This window comes from Nocardia sp. NPDC004278, from assembly GCF_053602975.1.
Genome location: NZ_JBSGEQ010000020.1, coordinates 128,415 through 142,190 on the forward strand (window position 1 = coordinate 128,415; position 13,776 = coordinate 142,190).

At 64.1% G+C, this 13,776-nt stretch carries 13 protein-coding genes; 7 read left to right on the top strand and 6 right to left on the bottom strand.

The window, feature by feature from the left end; translation table 11 throughout:
• Nucleotides 1–10 precede the first annotated feature (10 nt).
• Together ACWEO2_RS27620 and ACWEO2_RS27625 are read left to right on the top strand one after the other, a co-directional pair.
• Nucleotides 11–379: a hypothetical protein gene (locus tag ACWEO2_RS27620; protein WP_452407977.1), complete on the top strand. Its 369-nt coding sequence runs from the start codon at nt 11–13 to the stop codon at nt 377–379.
• A gap of 123 nt (nt 380–502) precedes the next feature.
• A complete protein-coding gene (locus ACWEO2_RS27625) occupies nt 503–697 on the top strand; it encodes a response regulator transcription factor (protein WP_452407978.1) in 195 nt (64 codons plus the stop codon).
• A gap of 66 nt (nt 698–763) precedes the next feature.
• Here the strand turns inward: ACWEO2_RS27625 and ACWEO2_RS27630 are convergent, their stop codons facing one another.
• The 4 genes from ACWEO2_RS27630 to ACWEO2_RS27645 all read right to left on the bottom strand — a co-directional run bounded on the left by ACWEO2_RS27630 (nt 764) and on the right by ACWEO2_RS27645 (nt 3,937).
• Nucleotides 764–1,183, bottom strand: coding sequence for a tautomerase family protein (locus ACWEO2_RS27630; RefSeq protein ID WP_452407979.1), 420 nt, complete (start codon nt 1,181–1,183; stop codon nt 764–766).
• 28 nt (nt 1,184–1,211) lie between these two features.
• Nucleotides 1,212–1,913: an SDR family oxidoreductase gene (locus ACWEO2_RS27635; protein ID WP_452407980.1), complete on the bottom strand. Its 702-nt coding sequence runs from the start codon at nt 1,911–1,913 to the stop codon at nt 1,212–1,214.
• 635 nt (nt 1,914–2,548) lie between these two features.
• The gene (locus ACWEO2_RS27640) at nt 2,549–3,181 is read right to left on the bottom strand and encodes a TetR family transcriptional regulator (protein WP_452407981.1); all 633 of its coding nucleotides are present in this window, start codon (nt 3,179–3,181) and stop codon (nt 2,549–2,551) included.
• A gap of 60 nt (nt 3,182–3,241) precedes the next feature.
• Nucleotides 3,242–3,937, bottom strand: a complete 696-nt coding sequence (locus ACWEO2_RS27645) for an alpha/beta fold hydrolase (protein ID WP_452407982.1) — start codon at nt 3,935–3,937, stop codon at nt 3,242–3,244.
• Between the two features lie 378 nt (nt 3,938–4,315).
• Here ACWEO2_RS27645 and ACWEO2_RS27650 point away from each other — a divergent pair, with 378 nt between their 5' ends.
• From ACWEO2_RS27650 to ACWEO2_RS27660, 3 genes are all read left to right on the top strand, one after another.
• Nucleotides 4,316–5,686 carry an MFS transporter gene (locus ACWEO2_RS27650; protein ID WP_452407983.1) on the top strand — a complete coding sequence of 457 codons (1,371 nt, stop codon included), beginning with the start codon at nt 4,316–4,318 and terminating at the stop codon, nt 5,684–5,686.
• 200 nt (nt 5,687–5,886) lie between these two features.
• Nucleotides 5,887–7,044 carry a PucR family transcriptional regulator gene (locus tag ACWEO2_RS27655; RefSeq protein ID WP_452407984.1) on the top strand — a complete coding sequence of 386 codons (1,158 nt, stop codon included), beginning with the start codon at nt 5,887–5,889 and terminating at the stop codon, nt 7,042–7,044.
• Nucleotides 7,045–7,261: 217 nt separating this feature from the next.
• Nucleotides 7,262–8,284, top strand: coding sequence for a hypothetical protein (locus ACWEO2_RS27660; protein WP_452407985.1), 1,023 nt, complete (start codon nt 7,262–7,264; stop codon nt 8,282–8,284).
• A 1,432-nt stretch (nt 8,285–9,716) separates the two neighbouring features.
• Here ACWEO2_RS27660 and ACWEO2_RS27665 read toward each other — a convergent pair.
• The gene (locus tag ACWEO2_RS27665; RefSeq protein WP_452407986.1) at nt 9,717–11,480 is read right to left on the bottom strand and encodes a sigma-54-dependent Fis family transcriptional regulator; all 1,764 of its coding nucleotides are present in this window, start codon (nt 11,478–11,480) and stop codon (nt 9,717–9,719) included.
• Nucleotides 11,481–11,631: 151 nt separating this feature from the next.
• Between ACWEO2_RS27665 and ACWEO2_RS27670 the strand changes: the two genes are divergently transcribed.
• Nucleotides 11,632–12,570, top strand: coding sequence for a class I SAM-dependent methyltransferase (locus tag ACWEO2_RS27670; protein WP_452407987.1), 939 nt, complete (start codon nt 11,632–11,634; stop codon nt 12,568–12,570).
• Between the two features lie 30 nt (nt 12,571–12,600).
• On the opposite strand, the gene ACWEO2_RS27675 is transcribed toward ACWEO2_RS27670, so the two are convergent.
• Nucleotides 12,601–12,996, bottom strand: coding sequence for a putative quinol monooxygenase (locus tag ACWEO2_RS27675; protein WP_452407988.1), 396 nt, complete (start codon nt 12,994–12,996; stop codon nt 12,601–12,603).
• A gap of 74 nt (nt 12,997–13,070) precedes the next feature.
• On the opposite strand from ACWEO2_RS27675, the gene ACWEO2_RS27680 reads away from it, so the two are divergent.
• The gene (locus ACWEO2_RS27680) at nt 13,071–13,769 is read left to right on the top strand and encodes a TetR/AcrR family transcriptional regulator (RefSeq protein ID WP_452407989.1); all 699 of its coding nucleotides are present in this window, start codon (nt 13,071–13,073) and stop codon (nt 13,767–13,769) included.
• The last annotated feature ends 7 nt before the right edge of the window (nt 13,770–13,776 follow it).

Below are 13,776 nucleotides of genomic sequence, written 5' to 3' on the forward strand. Positions count from 1 at the left end.
GGACCGGCGGGTGGAGATGCCCGAGCCGGACGCACTGCAGCTTGGCAGCGGGCGTCTGAGGCAGCGCGTCGTGGCGGGCGTGCGCGATCGGCTGAGGAGGCTGTCGGGTTCTGCTCGTGAGGTCGGTAAGACGGCGCTGACCGCGGAGGTGGGACGGCGGGCGTCCCGGATGGGGCTGAGAGTCATTGCCGGGCAATGTGATCCGGCGCAGCAGGCGACGCCCGGGGCTGCCGTGATCGCGATGCTACGGGCCGGGCGCGAACCGTTCTCGGTAGCGACGATTACGCGCAACTCGTGCATACGGCTGCGGAACCGCTTCTCGTCGCTGATCGAATCGGGGATCACCTGGCCGCCGCCGCAGCAGGCGGGCCGCTGCTGATCGCGCTGGACGATCTGCATCGAGCCGACCCGACCAGTCGATTCCTATTGTGCACCGTGATGTCGCGGCTGTCCGGACTGCCCATCGTCTGGGTGCTGGCTGGGCGTGACGACAGCTTTTTCGGTGAGTGCCTTGACACCGACCGAACGTCGCGTGGCCACACTCATCGCGGCGGGGAATACCAACAGATCCGCGGCCACCGAACTCGCTGTATCCACCAACACCATCGGAACCCATCTGCGGTCCGTGTTCGCCAAACTCGGTGTGCGATTACGCGTTCAGCTCGCGAACGTGATGAATCAGCATGCCGCCAGCTGAGTTCGGCTCCGATCCAGGGTGGCTGAGGCACGGAAATACCGATGGGCGTGCGTGTTTTCCCGTCGGTCAGTAGGGAATGGGTTTGTTCGTCTCGGCCCAGCCGCGCTCGACATCACTGCCAGGCGCGGGCGGGAACAGTCCCGCGATCATCCAGGTGTCCCGGGGCACCTCGTTGATATTGAATTCGACATGCAACCCGCGGTCGTGGGTGTACGGGGCCATGAGGTCGTGCAGGCGCTCGCTCATGCGCTTGCGCATATCGGGATCGTCGACTTGGCGTGCCAGATGGTCGATGGTGATTCGCACCGAGGGGGTCGGTACGCCGCCGACGTAGAAGGAATCGGCCGGGACTTCGTGGAAGAGCACCACCGCATAGAACTCGGGCAGCCCGAAGTGCGCGTAATAGGCGGTGATGTCCTTGGCGAAGTTCTGTTTGTCTTCGGCCGTGAAGGTGTCGGCGGGGTGATAGATGTGCCACAGCGGCATGATGAACTCCCTTGAAAGAGCAGGATTTTCAGCGAGCGAATGGCAAAGCGAGGCCCTCGACCGGCCCGGACAGCGCGGCCTTCACCTGTCTGGTGAACTCGTCGACGAGCACCTCGGACGCTCCCTGCTCCAGCCCGTCGGCGACCGCCGCGGCGACCTCTGCCGGCCCGATCTTCGGCACCGCGATGGCCTTCACCATGTCGGTGTCGGCGAATCCGAGATGCACACCGACCACCTGTGTGCCCTGCTCCGCCAATTCGATCCGCAGCGAATTGGTGATCGACCACAGCGCGGCCTTGGACGCGCCGTACGCCGCCGCCCCCGAACTCCAGGACAGCGCCGAGTGCATATCCACCAGCGCCCCACCGCCGTTCGCCGCTAGGACCGGTGCGAAAGCCCGTGCGATCCGCAGCGGCCCGAAGACATTCGTCTCGAACGTCTCCACCACATCCGCCATCTCGGTCCGCAATAGTGGGCCCGGCCGCAGCACGCCCGCGTTGTTCACCACGATGCTCACATCGCCGGCCCGCTCCTTCGCTGCGGCGATCGAATCCGGGTCGGTTACCTCCAGCTCGAACGGCACGACCCGCGGATCGTCGCTCGCTTCCGGCTTGCGTGCGGTCACGTACACCTTGGACGCGCCCCGGTTCAGGAACTCCTGTGCGAGCGCGCGGCCCAGCCCGCGCTGCCCGCCTGTCACCAGGGCGATCGCACCCTCGATTGTCGTCATGTCTGCCTCCCTGATCTACTCTTGCGGCGATCTGACTATATATAACTATAGTTAACTAGGTAAGGGCAGGTCGCGTACGGGCGTGTCGCAGCGGATCGAGTGTTCCTATCCGGATCGCATCGCAACCCACAATCGCCTGTAGGCTCTGTGCACCGATGACACCCACCTATTGCGCCGGCTGGACTGCAACTCCCAGATCTTCGGGTGGCTCACATCCTGTCCGGCTATGCAACGATCGACGGAATTGCCTTCGCGACCGGCCGGGAGATCGTGCCGCGCTACCCGGACGGCGGCGCAGCATCCCGGTGCTGATCGGAATGACATTCAGCGATATCGAGATCGTCCACACCGACAGTGAACGCTGGTGAGGGTGCTGCCCGACCGGCACCGACTCGACCCGATCATGTCGGGTCGATCTCTCCTTCCGTGCAGGCGATCAGTTCTGGAATTGGGAATAGGCGGCGGCGAACAACGTGTAGGGATTCCCGTAGCCGGGAAAAAGGGCGGTCATTTCATCGATAACCTCCTGTGCCGAGGACAGTTTGGCAACAGCACGGTCGAATGCCTCGATGTAGGAACGGGATTGTGCGAGTTGCCGTTTGAATTGTTTTGGGGGAGAGGTTTGTTCGGCGTGGTCAGGCAGTGTGCTCGTGGCCGTGGAAGGCTCCGGCCACCACGGGCACGAGCAACCGCTCGATCTCCGCCGTGGGTGCGGCGGCGAGCTCGGCGCCGATGGGTGCCAGCGCGAGCCAGTTCAAAAGTCCGGCCGCACAACGGGTCCGGAAGATCAGTTCCTGCTCGTCGATCTCGGGCAAGTGGTTCGTGAGCACCCGCAGGCTCTCGGCGCGGGCTCGATCGAACTTCTCGTTCAATCGATCCCACCCTGCCGGCGGGTCGATTCCGACGCGCGCCACGGTCCGCATGACCGCCAGGTCCTGCCCGCCGGCGGCAAGGGCGCGAATCATCGGCCGCGTGAACGCCGCGGCCAAGTCCTGAAGCGTCGCAGTGGATTCCACCGCGCCGAGCTCCTGGATCTGTGCGTCCAGGTACCGCTCCAACGCCTGTTCGATGGCCGCATGACACAGCGCCTTCAGCGATCCGAAGTGATAGCTCACCGCCGCCACATTGGCTCCGGCATTCTCGGTGAGCTCGCGCAGTGTCACCCCCTCCGGTCCCCGCTGCGCGAGCAACTCCAGCGCGGCGGCCAGCAACCGCTCACGCGTCCGTTGCCCGGTCTCCCGCCGCAAATCCGTCTTCTGTTCCCGCACGACGAAAGTCAAGCAGTCGTTTGAATTCCTTGTCAAACGCCTGCTGAAAGCTGTTTCTGCTTACGCTCCCTGACAGGATTTCGCGGCGGTGCGGATCACGTCGATCACCAGGCCGGGCTGGGACAGCATGGGGACGTGGCTGCTGTCCGCCTCGTAGGTGCCGGCGTCCATGCGTTTTGCGCAGAATCGCTCCAGCTCCGGATGTACGGTGCGGTCGTTTCTGCCCACGATGTACCAGCTCGGTTTCGACTTCCACGCGGTGCCCGCGACCTGCTGCTCGAAGAGGTCCACGGCGGGTACGCCCTGGGTAGCCAGCAGGAGTTGCTGTTCCTGTTCGGAGAGATCGCCCGCGAAGTATTCGATACCGTCCGGCCGCAACCAGATGCGACCCTCGGCGATCTCGATGTGCGCGAACACGTCCGTCGTGGGGAACTTGGCCTGCAGACTCTGCGACGTCTCGTCCGCGTCCGGGGCGAGCGCGGCGATGTAGACGAGCCCCGCGACACGGTCATCGGTCCCCGCGGCCGTAATGACGGTGCCGCCGTACGAGTGACCGACGAGGATGGCCGGGCTGCTGACCCGGCCCAGCGCCCGCTTGACCGCGGCGACATCGCCTTCCAGTGTGTCGAGGCTGTTCTGCGTGGACACCACCTCGTGTCCCGCCGCCTGCAATGCGGGAATCACCTTGCTGAAGCAGGACCCATCGGCCCACAAGCCGTGGGCGAATACGATGCTCGGTGTGGTCGGCGTCGACATGATGCGCACCCTTCCTCGGTACGGATCGGCGGGACCCGCACCGCTCTAGGTTTGTACTCTGTCTGCGATCTTTGACGGCCGGGTCGGCCCTCACGGCCACCATCCTCCTCTCGTGATCGCATCGGGACCGCGCTTTCGCGAGGTACTCCCGGTCGCTGGTCCGGTTGCCGCAGGTTCCTGCCCCGGCAGGACACGCAAAACAATCGCCACCACCTTTGACAAGCATCGTGGCCAACCCATCAGGCACTCCGATTGCCTGTCAGCGCGACAAAACGGGGAAGTTCACGAATTTGTTCTCGCCATCATGACGATGTGTCGTTGCCCTGCTCAGCGCACGCTTGTGACGAGCATCACCAGTCATATCGAAGGGTAGGCAACGTGGCTGAACACAGTCTCGACGATTCACCGTTGAGTACATTCCACAAGAAACTGGCCGTGTACTCCTCGGGCGGCCCATTCCTCGACGGCTACGTGCTGAGCATCATCGGCCTCGCGTTGACACAGATCAGCCCGCGGTTCGGATTCACCGCGGCCGAGGAGGGACTCGTCGGTGCGGCAGCGTTGATCGGCATCTTCCTCGGCGCGTTCGCCGGCGGCTGGCTGGCCGACATGTTCGGTCGCGAAGTGCTCTACACCGTGGACCTGATCGCGATCATCGTACTGTCGTTGGCTCAGTTCTGGCTCAACGGATTCTGGTGGCTGTTCGCGCTGCGCCTGCTGATCGGCATGGCTGTCGGCGCCGACTATCCGATCGCGACCTCGCTGCTGGCCGAATTCACCCCGCGCCGCTACCGCGGCCCGCTGCTCTCGATGTTGATGGTGGCCTGGTTCGTCGGCGCCGCAACAGCCTACGTCGTCGGCGACCTGCTGGCCCGGTTCGGCGGCGGGGACGCCTGGCGGTGGATGCTGGCCAGCGCCGCGGTGCCCGGGGTGGTCATTGTTCTGATGCGGATGGGCACCCCCGAGTCGCCGCGCTGGCTGATGCAGCAGGGACGCGCAGACGAAGCGCAGGCCGTGGTGACCAAGGTGTTCGGCCCACACGTCACCGTCGAACAGCTTGCGCCGGCAAACGAATCCGACAAAGTCGATCTGACGCGCCTGTATCGGTCCGGGTATCTGGGCCGGATGATGTTCGTCGCGGTGTTCTGGACCTGCTCGGTTGTTCCGGTATTCGCCATATACGCATTCGGCCCGAGAATCCTCTCAGCCCTGGGGCTCACGGGCGGCCTCGAGAACGTCGGCTCTGCCCTCATCACCGCCGTGTTCGTAATCGGCTGCCTGATCGCGGTCACCATCATCAACCGGATCGGCCGGCGTCCGCTGCTGACCCGCAGTTTCCTACTGTCGGGCGTCGCGCTGCTCGTCCTGGGCATATTCCCGGATTCCGGGTCGGCGGTGGTGTTGTCGTTGTTCACGCTGTATGCGGTCTTCATCGGCGGCGCCCAGGTGCTGCAGTTCGTCTATCCCAATGAACTGTTCCCGACCGAGATTCGCGGTACCGCGGTAGGGATGGCGTCGTCACTGAGCCGGATCGGTGCTGCAGCTGGCACATACCTGGTCCCCCTTGCGTTGCTGCACATCGGTATCGGCAGCACGATGCTGCTCGCCGCCGCGGTCACCCTGCTCGGTTTCCTGGTCAGCGTGATCTGGGCGCCGGAAACCAAGGATCTGTCCCTCGACGAAGCAGCCGCAATCGGCACACCACGGCCGGTGAGCACTGCCGATCGCGGCCACGGGATCACCCGGTGACTGCATCACCGCCGCCGGTATCCGGTCACCGATCGCTGCTCGGTCCTGTGAAATACTCGAAGTCCGCCACGATCGGTGACCGGTCTGCCCGAAACAGCAGCCCAGGACCGGCACTACGCAGTCAACACGCAACGATCGGTCAGCAAATGGCAGATGTGCAGCGACTGGTCGACGAGCTTGCCGAACGGCTCCATCGCTCGGTGGCCGTCGACGACACACGCGGCGACCTCATCGTGTCGAGCAGGCATTTCGGTGACGAAGACGCGGTACGAGTCGAAGTCGTATTGTCCCGGGCCTTGGATCCACACGTCGCAAGATATCTGTACGGCTTCGGCATCCGCTCCGCCACCGACAAGGTGGTGATCCCGGCGAGGCCGGAGCTGGGTCTGAAAGCCCGTTGTTGCTATCCACTGCGGCACCGTCGGAAGCTGTACGGATTTCTGTGGCTCATCGACGACGCCCACTCCGGAACCGACGAGCTGATCCGCCGCTACGCCGACACCATCGCCGCCGAGCTGTCCCAACGGGCCTCGGCCAGCGACGACAAGAACGCCCAGCTGACCGCTCTCGGCCGGCAACTGCTGTCGAGCTCGGCGGCTGATTCCCGCGACGCTGCCGCCGAGTTGTCTCGCCGCGGCTTCATCAGCCCCGGCGGGACGATTCAGGTGGTGGCGGCGGCGCAACCACTACACCAACCCCGCAGCCCGGCGTTTCCGCCGCTACTGACCACTCCAGCGGTGCGCGAGTGGAGCCGAGCCGGCCGCGCGGCGATCGAGCTCGACCTCGCCCCCGCGGCTGTCCTCCTATGTTCCGGCGGCATCGGCCCCGACACCGGCGTCGACACCCTGGTCGCACGCTTGGCCGACGCCCTCGACGACCAGAGCGTCTGCGTCGGTTGTAGCGCTCCTGGCACGCTGGACGCCGCCCCGATCCTGTTGCGGGACGCCGTTCTGGCGGCCTGCGCCGGGCACATCTTTTCCGACGTCGGCCGGGCTGTGACCGGGGCGTCGCTGTCGCCCTACCAGTTACTGATGGACATGGCGGTCACCTGTCCGCAGGCCGCTGTCCCGCCGGCCGAACTAGCGCCGCTGTTCGATCCCGCCAACCGGATCCTGCTGGAAACCGCCGAAGCCTACCTCGACGTCGGTGGCGACCGCACCGCCACCGCTGACGCCCTCTATATCCACCGCAGCACGCTCTACTACCGGGTCAGCCAGATCGAGAAACTCACCGGGATCGATCTGGCCGACGGCCGGCACCGGCTCGCTCTCCACCTCGCCGTCAAGCTACACAAGATCGCTGATTCCGATCTGCCTGCCCTGCTGCAATCTGTGGAAAACCTCGATCAGTCGTCGTGAATTCTGCGGATGTAGCGCACGAATTCAGCGACCAGAATTCTCGGCAGGGAATAATAATTCCCCGGCCGAATCCCAGCCCCACCAATTCCGCCGGGAACAATCCGGCAGTCCTGGGAAGTATTAGTCGGTCTGTAACGGCATCCGCCGAACCGGCGGCCGACCGATGAGGGGCAGACCGGCGCCGACGCGCACACATCGTGTTCGAGAAGGGACAATCATGACCATCACCAGCGAGCTGGACACCAGCGCTCATCCGCTCGAGCGAGGCCGCGAAGTGCTCTATCTCAGCAAGCAGAACATCATCGAGCTGGACATCAGCCGGACCCAGATCCTGGAGTTCACCCATACCGCCCTGGTGGAGCACGGCCATCACCGCTACGAGATGCCTGCCAAGATCGGCATCCATCCCTATCCGGAAGTCTTCTACCACGCAATGCCGGCGCACGTGCCGGCCGCAAACGCGGTGGGCTGCAAGTGGATCGAATGCTACCCGAACAACCCGGCACGATTCGGGCTGCCCCAAACCACGGGACTGATGGTCATCAACGACGTCGAATCCGGAGTGCCGGTGGCGATCATGGACTCTACCTGGATCACCGCCCAGCGCACACCCGCGGTCACCGTTCTCGCTGCGGCCAAAATCCACCCCGACGCAGCCACTTTCGGTATGTTCGGTTGTGGCATACAAGGCCGAGAACACGTCCGCTACGCCGCACGAGCACTGCCGAAACTCGAGACAGTGTACGTTTACGACACCAACGACGCCGCGGCGGACGCGCTCATCGCCGATCTCCGCGACCAGGTTCCGTTCGCGCTCGTCAAGGGTGACAGCGCGGAGGAGGTCGCCAAGAGCGCGCAGGTCCTCAGTTCGGCAACCGTCATCCTCAAACAACCGCTGGCCGTGGTGAAAGACGAATGGATCAGCGCGGGACAAACCATCCTGCCCTGCGACCTCAACACATTCTGGGATCCGCGAACCAGCAAACGCGCTGACAAATACATCGTCGACAGCATCGATGAACACATCCTGTTCGCCGAAATGGGTTATTTCCCGGATGGACTGCCGACCATTACCGCCGAAACCGGCGAAGTGCTCGCCGAACTCACCACCGGCCGCGACCACCCCGACCAGATTATCGTCAACAGCAACATCGGCATGGCCGTCTGCGACGTCGTCGTCGGCAAAGCCGTCTACGACAAAGCCCTCTCCAGCAGTATCGGCACGGTACTGACTCTCTGACCGGCGTGGGGCGTTCCCCGACATAAGAACGCCCCACGCCCCGGTTCATTCGCGATTTGCGGGAATCCGGCCTTCGTCGAGAAACCACTACATCCCGGACGGGGTCTCCCTTGTCGGCCGGCTCGTGTAGGCGCCCGGCACGATTGGGCCGTACCCGCGGCGGATGCGTGACGGAATGGTCAGAACTCGACTTCGTGTACTGCGGCGCCGGCTCGTACGTCCAGGACCGTCAGCAAGATCATTCGGCACACTGGCATGTTCGAGAGGTGGCCGCGCAGGGTTATCACCATGCTTGCCGCGGCTCGCCGGCATTCCTGGACTAGATCGACGAATGCCGGGGGGAGTGTCCCGTTCTGGGGTTCGGGCTCGTGGAATACGGTGCCCAGCTCGTATCCGAGTGACCTGGCGATGTTCCGCAGCCTGTCTTCGCTCGGGCTCGGGTTGTGGTCATCGAGTAAATCGTCGCGCAGATATCCGTATGCAAGGGGAAGTAGTGCAGTCATCAGATCATTCGGTTTCCTGTTGGCCGACTTCGGGAGATTCTCATCTATCAGCCGGATCTGTCATCAGGGACAGCAAGTGTGCACCGGTGCCGTTTGGCCCGCGCGAGGCCGAGCTCGGCTGTCACGCTCGTCGCCCGGTTGTGCATAGCTCATGGCATTGGCCAGGAGCCATCTCGCACCTTCGTCTTAGTTGGCGAAATGATGTGCCGCTTAGTTGGCGAAATGATGTGCCGCGACCCCCACCGAGCGTCTTTGCTCGAGTCGGCTGCACCTCGTTGTGCACCGCAGGGGGCGTATTCGTTCTCGGCAGTGTCATTCATTTGCCCGCCGACCGTCGAGACTGTGTTGAGCCATCTCTCCAATCACGTCGATACGTCTGGTGATGGTGGTCACAATCATGCACCGGGCGTGGCAGCGATACATCGTCACAATGACGAGCACAAATTCGTAAACTTCCTCGTTTTGTCGCGCCGATAGGCTGCTCGGCCAACGCGCCACCGCGCGCGAATACCCGCAACCTGATTCAGCCGGCCAAACCGTCCGTTACGAATGACGGACACTACGGCTGATCGAAGACACCGACGGACTGTTGGGTCTCGAAGAACGGGTCGTAGACGATATCTGGCGCGAGCAGGTCAACCCGATCCGGCGCAATCTGTGGTCCCAGAAACAGGTCGCGGCGGGACTGGGCTTGGCCGGCCTGTCATCATCGATGTGCCACACAGCACCGACAACGGCGGCATCCGTGCCCGCGTTCTGCTCTATGGCAAAGACCTCATCCCGGAGCCCGCTCCTACTTCGCCGAGTTCAACGGCACAGGGATGTCACCCGATCCAACGGGCGGTGTTCGGCGCCATGGCCGCCGGTGCGAGTACTGGTTCAACTGATTGATATCTGTCGGGCGCCGGCGCGATCCGGGGCAACTATGCCTACTCGATGCCGAAGTCCTTGATCCTGCGGTAGATAGTCGCCCGCGATATCCCTAGTGCCGCAGCGGCTTCGGCCTTGTTGCCGCCGTTCTCCTGCAGGCTGCGCACGATCGCGTCGCGTTCCAGTGCTTCGATCCGGCTCAGTCTGCGCCGGGTCAGCGAAAGGCATTGTGGTGGCAGGTTGTCGATGTGGATCAGACCGGATCGCTGCTGTGAAACGGCTTCGGCTAATACCCGGCGTAGTTGGGCGACGTTGCCTGGCCACGATAGCTTGTTGAGCTGGCGCATGGCGTCCGGGGCAAGCCGGACTTCGGCGCCCTTGGTCAGCTCGCCCAGCAGGAAGGGGACCAGCTCTTCGAGGTCTTCGATGCGGTGCCGGAGCGCGGGCACGCCGACGGTCTGGCTGAACAGTGGCAGCAGCGAATCGAGAGCCGTAGCGGGCGTGGCCGAATGCATTGTTGCCGCGATCCATCCGCGACCGGCGCAGGTCTGGAGTATGTCCGCGATCGGCTCGACCGCCTCGGTCGGCAGGCAGTCCATATCTTTGATGACAACATTGAAATTACTGTTGCTGGTTTCGGCGCGCAGCGCGGCCAGTAGGCCCTCGGTGTCGGCGAAGTCGGCCGTCCGCAGCACCCGGGCCATCTTGCCGGGGCTGACGTGCGCGACGACAGATTTCGCGAGTTTTGTTCGTCCGGAACCCTTTTCGCCATCGATGACCACCCATTCGCGATCCCGGCAGCAGCGTTCGACCTGCTGGCAGCTGCGCCGCCACGAGCTGCTCCTACCGGCGATGCCGGGCAATGCGAGCGTGCCGCGTGCGACCGGGTGGTGCACGGTGCGGTCAGCGATCAGCTGAACGTGCAGGACCATGTTGAAGCTGCTGCCACGTATCGAAATACGTTCGACTGCTGTCACTTTTGCGGTCTGACCGCTCGGCAGCGGGGCCAGGAGGGTATCGACGGCCCCGGGACGAACCAGGTCGGTCGAATATTGCAGCAACGCCCCTTGGTCGTGCGGGTCAAGAGCCTGGCGCAGGTAGTGGTTCATCAGCACCACGTCGCCGCCGATCGCGAGCACGCCGAGCGGATACTGGCGGCATTGGCGCAGATACGTCTCCAGCAGCGCGGTCTCGGTTTCGCTGGCGAGCACGCGGAGCCGGTCCTGGATCTGGCTGCTCGCGCTGTTGGCGAGGGCGAGCATCAGCGGATCGGATCTGCTGGCCCAGCAGGTGAGATCGATGACGCCCAGCATCGAGCGCGTCAGCGGGTGGCGAATGGGCGAGCCGGCACACGCGAGCCCGCCTAGGGTGCCGAGATAGTGTTCGCCGCCACGAATGAACGTCGGGGTGGCTGTTTCCAGGGTGGTGCCGATTCCGTTGGTGCCGACGAAGTCCTCGGCATAGCTGTAGCCGGGAGCGAGTTGCACACCGTCGAGTGTGCGCATGATTGTGGCATCGGCGGCGCAGCGCTCGAGCAAGAGCCCATCCGACGAGGTCAGGATGACGCTGACAGCCTGGTCGGCCAGATCGCTCGCGAGCCGCCGCAGCACCGGCGCCGCGGCGCTCACCAGCGGGGAGTCGAGATTCGGTTCCCGCACATAAGGCAGCTCCACACGGTCGGGATGGATCCGCAGCGCGCGCGATCGGCACCACGAATCGAGCACAGTGTCGCGCACCGGCGGGAAATCGAGCGAACCCACGGTGAGGAATTGTTCGCGCGCCTTTTCTGGGCTCACGGCGACGTCGGCTCGAGGACCCGGCATCTGCTCATACCTCGGTGCTTGTTGCTCAACCCATGGTGGCGGCCGTCTCAAAGGATGACGCGTCTCAGATTGAGACCGTCAGTCTATCGCTTCCGCTGTGTCATGGGCACAGGGAGAAGTGCTTCGCACAGCAAAACCAGGAGGAAGACGTTTGAGCCGCCAGAGCCTCAGCAAGGCTGATCGAAAGATCACCGACCTATCGGGGGAGTCGACCTTCGCAGAGGTCCGGTCTCGCGCCGAGCTGCCGGATGCGTTCTTCGCACTGTTCCCCGACCCGACCTTTACCCACAGTTGCGCGTTCTGGCCCCACCCGGACGACACCTCGGAACGAGCCCAGTCGGCGAAGATCGACCTCGCTCTGGCCCAGTGCGATCTACGGCCGGGGATGACCCTGTTGGATGTCGGTTGTGGCTGGGGTTCGACCATGCTGCGCGCTATGGACACCTACGGGGTGAATGTGATCGGGCTGACTCCCAGCCGTAACCAGTACCGGTATGTGCGGAATCTGCTGGTCGACCGGATGGTTCGAGGACGCCCCTATGGTGGGGTGCGGCTGCAAGGCTGGGAGGAATTCGACCGCCGCGCAGACCGGATCGTGTGCATCGGCGCGTTCGAACCCTTCGACCGAGACCGCTACGGCGAGTTCTTCGAATTCGCTTACCGCACACTGCTCGCCGATGGAGTGCTGCTGCTGCAGGCCATCGTCGGCGACAACCGCGACGGCCTGTGGGCCCACGGAATTCAGCAGACCAGCTCCGATGACGCGTCCATGCGGTTCCTCACCGAAACCATCTTCGGCTCGGGCCCGCTGCTGCCCCCAAGCGGACGCGACCCCAAAGGTGTCACCGCATACGCCGAAGACGCCGGATTCACCGTTACCGGCATGCAGTCGATGGGACCGCAGTACGCCACCGCCCTCGACCAATGGGTCGATGCATTGCGCGAGCAGCGCGACCGCGCCATCGAGGTCGCCGGACCCGACACCTACAACGCCTACATCCGGTACCTGACCGGATGCGCCGACTACGCCCGCCGCGGCCGCATCGACGTCATGCAATTCACCTGCACCAAACCCGGCCCACCGCACTGAACCAGACACATGACCAGCGACGACCGATCGTCATATCGGTGGTTCTTGCTGCCGCAGACCGGGCAGATCCTGGTCAGACGGTGGGCAGATCTCCTGGATGAACTCGCCGCGGAATGCGTCGAAGATCAGGTCCTTCGTGGCGATGTACTCGGCCATGTAGTCACGTTTGCCGTGTTCGATATTGGCCTCGAGGCTGACCCAGTGTTCCAGAAGAGTGAACGACTGCGGATCGTCTCGGTCCTGGAAGATACGGAATTCCAGGCAGTCGGGGTTGGCGCGAGTTGGACCGGCGATCTTCTCCAGCGCCCGTTGCGCTACGTCGATCTGATCCGGCCGCGCATGCACTCGCACAAGCATGACCAGGGGTCCGGGATGCGGTGATGCTGCAGCGGCCCGTGCGGTGACCCCGGAGTGGGTATCTGACATGTGGAAAACGTATCTTAATTGGTTCATTGATCCAAATTAGTGCGATGCTCCAAAAATGCTGGCAGAATCGGGCCATGGCAACACGAGCGCGCCGGGCGCAGCGGCGCAACCAGGTGCTCTCCCGCGAGCAGATCATCGCTACCGCTATTGAGCTGCTCGACGGCGGCGGCGAGAGCGCGCTGACGGTCCGGGCTCTGACCGAGCGCCTGGCCACCGGCACCGGGGCGATCTACTACCAGGTAGGCGCCCGAGACGAGCTGCTGGATGCCGCGACCGAAACAGTCATCGGCACTGTGCTGGACACCGAGCCCGCCGGGGCCCGGGCTACTGCGGGGGACGAGATCCGCGCCGTGGCGCTGGGCCTGTTCGACGCGATCGCCGAACATCAGTGGCTTGCCACGCGCTTGGCCCTGCAGATCACCCGCAATCCGTGCGGGCCGGTGACGGTGGGGATCTTCGAGCGGTTCGGCCGGCAGGTGGGGGCACTGGGTGTGCCGCAAGCCGCGTGGTTCGACGCGACTTCGACGCTGGTGCACTACATCCTCGGTGCTGTCGGCCAGCACGCCCGTGTGGACGGTGATACCTCGGGTGTCGACCCCCAGGCCGACCGCGGCGAGTTCCTCGGCGCGGTGTCGACCGCGTGGCGGGAACTCGATCCCGACGACTACCCGTTCATGCACGTGATCGCCGGCCAGATGCGTGAGCACGATGACCGCGAACAGTTCCTCACCGGCATCGCCGCCGTCCTCGACGGCATCACCAACCTGCGCTGACCCGTCG

What these genes read in the sequence shown, in the direction of transcription:
- ACWEO2_RS27660 (WP_452407985.1), top strand. Translation starts at nt 7,262, where the DNA reads ATGACCATCACCAGCGAGCTGGACACCAGCGCTCATCCGCTCGAGCGA.
- ACWEO2_RS27675 (WP_452407988.1), bottom strand. Translation starts at nt 12,996, where the DNA reads ATGTCAGATACCCACTCCGGGGTCACCGCACGGGCCGCTGCAGCATCA.
- ACWEO2_RS27635 (WP_452407980.1), bottom strand. Translation starts at nt 1,913, where the DNA reads ATGACGACAATCGAGGGTGCGATCGCCCTGGTGACAGGCGGGCAGCGC.
- ACWEO2_RS27630 (WP_452407979.1), bottom strand. Translation starts at nt 1,183, where the DNA reads ATGCCGCTGTGGCACATCTATCACCCCGCCGACACCTTCACGGCCGAA.
- ACWEO2_RS27665 (WP_452407986.1), bottom strand. Translation starts at nt 11,480, where the DNA reads ATGCCGGGTCCTCGAGCCGACGTCGCCGTGAGCCCAGAAAAGGCGCGC.
- ACWEO2_RS27645 (WP_452407982.1), bottom strand. Translation starts at nt 3,937, where the DNA reads ATGTCGACGCCGACCACACCGAGCATCGTATTCGCCCACGGCTTGTGG.
- ACWEO2_RS27680 (WP_452407989.1), top strand. Translation starts at nt 13,071, where the DNA reads ATGGCAACACGAGCGCGCCGGGCGCAGCGGCGCAACCAGGTGCTCTCC.